The sequence below is a fragment of the Natronospira elongata genome, assembly GCF_034931365.1.
Classification (GTDB): domain Bacteria; phylum Pseudomonadota; class Gammaproteobacteria; order Natronospirales; family Natronospiraceae; genus Natronospira; species Natronospira elongata.
In genome coordinates this window covers 1-2,603 of the sequence record NZ_JAYGII010000077.1, presented here as the reverse complement: position 1 = coordinate 2,603, position 2,603 = coordinate 1, and the positions used below count along the sequence as shown (strand labels likewise).

General features: G+C 59.0%; 4 protein-coding genes. All 4 read right to left on the bottom strand.

Going from position 1 to position 2,603, the window contains the following annotated elements; genetic code table 11:
• Positions 1–356: aromatic amino acid lyase (locus tag VCB98_RS13730; protein WP_346053498.1), on the bottom strand; the 356-nt coding region annotated here is incomplete at its 3' end.
• Positions 353–1,576, bottom strand: a complete 1,224-nt coding sequence (locus VCB98_RS13725) for an AMP-binding enzyme (protein WP_346053496.1) — start codon at positions 1,574–1,576, stop codon at positions 353–355. The genes VCB98_RS13730 and VCB98_RS13725, both read right to left, overlap by 4 nt.
• Positions 1,577–1,636: 60 nt before the next feature.
• A complete protein-coding gene (pyp, locus tag VCB98_RS13720) occupies positions 1,637–2,014 on the bottom strand; it encodes a photoactive yellow protein (protein WP_346053494.1) in 378 nt (125 codons plus the stop codon).
• A gap of 320 nt (positions 2,015–2,334) precedes the next feature.
• Positions 2,335–2,603 (bottom strand): hypothetical protein (locus tag VCB98_RS13715; RefSeq protein WP_346053492.1); only part of this gene is annotated, 269 nt, incomplete at its 5' end.

Genomic DNA, 2,603 nt, shown 5'->3' with positions numbered 1-2,603 from the left:
AGGCGGGCAAGCATGATAGCCCGCACCTGATGGGCGGGTAGTGGCCTGCCGGTACCGCTGCTCAGGTGGCGGACCAGATTCTTCTGGAGCTCGCCCGAGTGTGCCGGGTCGATGTAGCTGGTGGCGAGTGGCCCATAGCCGGTAGTGACGCCGTATATCCTGCGCTTATCTGCTACCAATTGAAGCAGAAAGTCGTGGCAGCGTTCGACCTGTTGAAGACTGTCTGTGCTCAGCTGAAGTGGAGCATCTTCTTCAATGATTCGACGAAACAGGGACAGGGTCAGGCGACCATCAAGAACGATTGGCGTCGATGAGGTGCTGATCGGGACTGTGACGGGTTGCAGTTCGGTATTCAATGCCAATCCTCAAGTTTTCCCATGGAATTACGTGGCAGGGCCGGGCCAGTCCGGATGGACGTGGGCCTTTCCACGGCCGGCAGAGTCTGTCGAATCCACTCCATGAACTGATCTTCATCAATTTGGGCTTGCCTAGAAACGATGAATGCTTTCAGTCTGCCCTGCCGATCCGGGCGAACCACCGCTTCGGTGACAGATGGATGTTGGGCAATCTTGGCGGCAACATGGTCGGGACTTACATTGATGCCGCCCACCTGGATCGCACCATCCTTGCGACCACGGGGCAGAAAAAGCCATTCGGATATCCCGAACCATTCAAGCCTGTCGGGCAAGGTGTACTTTTTTTCCTCGCCTGTTGTCGTGTGCCGGTCCAGCAGTGTCTCGCCTTCTCGTTTCCACCATGGGAACAGTGAGAAGGGGTCCTCGGGAGAATGCCGCATGCCGATGCCGGCCGTCTCGGTTGCGCCGTAAATTTCCCAGAGTCTACTCAGGCCGAGGTGCGTGAGGCCTTTCCAGGTATTGCTGTCGATCGGCCCGGTTGATGTAACGCCCTCGATGTCGGTCGGGAACTGACTTGTACTGGCCAGGATGTACTGCCAGCGCAAGGGGAAGGCAATGATCATGTCGCCGGGCAGCAGGCCACCGCTCAATGCCCGCTCCGCGTCATGCTCGACCAGGCAGGGTATGCCAAGCCGTTGTGGCAGAAGCGCACCGAAAAGGCAGCCGTAAACATGGTGTCGGGGCACGGTGCAGATGATGCGTTTGCGGCCTTCCAGGCTGGCGGCCAGGTGATCGACTTCTCGCCACAGATGCTGCCAGCTGTGGGCGTGCTCGGTTGGTCTGCCGGTGCTCCCCGAGCTCATGAAGCGCAGCCCGCTGGTGCCAATCTGACCGTTACCCCCGGCGCCCAGGGCCTGGGTGACCAGATTGGTCCAATCCTGAAGCGTTCGCCGTTTTAGCAGGTAATCCTCAAGCCCTGTCTCGTCGAGGGCGAACAGCCGGTTTACGTGGCCGGCAGCGGTCATCAGCTCCAGGGAGTCAAGTCCAAGAGGCGCTTCGGTGAGAGACTGCTTGTCTTCCCATGTCTCGATGGGGAAATCCAGGGATGAGCGATGCCGGAGGACGGACAGCGTTTCTCGGAGCAGGCAGCGAATGATATCGCTGATCGCCCGTTCGTTCAGGCCAGGCGGATGCTGGTCTTGGTGAGAGGACTGATTCATGCCGATCCCTTCCAGTAGGAAATGACGCCGCCCCGGCGGGGCGGCGTGCGCCGAAGCGGATTAAATCCGTTTGACGAAGACCCAGTAGGTGTCACCGGAGATCGCCTTTTTCATGTGCACCTTTACCTTTGTCGGCTGCATCTTGTAGTCGAAGACGTATTCAAACAGCGTGTTGAGTTCACCTTTGGCCACGCCTTCGCGGAACTTGCCGGCGAACTCCGGGCGGTCCGTGCAGGGCGCCACGTCACGGAAGAAGTTCTTTCCCTTTACCTCCTCGGGATTGCGCCCGGTGATCTCACCTTCGGTGCTGTTGTAGTGGAGGATGTTGCCGTTTTTATCGAGCTGAATCGCGCCAAAGGCGAGGTCATCCAGTTCGTTTTCGTTCATGCGTGACAGGGTGTTTTCGATGTCATCGGAGCCGAAGCGTAGCTGTTCCATCGGAATATCCTTTGTTATGTAAAGAAAAGGGCGCCCCCCGAGTGCTCGAGGGTTATGCGAAGTGTACAGGTATTGTAACGAAATGGAATAGTTGTTTGGCCTGGGCGACAGGCGGTGGCGCCGGACAGACAAAAGGGCTTATTCCGGACAAATTGGGGTGTTGTTAAGGGGGGGGGGAGCGGGTGAGTTTCTGGCACGACTGGCCGAACCGCCCGCCGCCCAGCCTCCCGGACAGGGCCTCTGTCAGGATGCGTGGGACAGGGGTGCGAACCCCACGCTGTCACACGAAGCGCATGGGGGCAGAGTGATGGGAATCTGCCCTAATGGGTCGTCGGCCAGTCCGTGTCGTCCTGTTCGCAGGCGATCAGGTATTCCTCGAGTTGGCGTCGTTCCACCGGGCCGCTGAGACTGCCGGGTAGCAGTTCATAGAGGGCGGCGGCGATGGCGGCATCCCGCGAGGTATTCTTGGAATGGATGACGCGGTCGAACAGCTCAGGCGGCAATTTGTGTTTGACCCCGAGGGCTGCGGCGGCTTCTTTTCGGATCGAGCACTTCCAGTTTCCACGCATGACAGCCTCCTCCGTGTTGG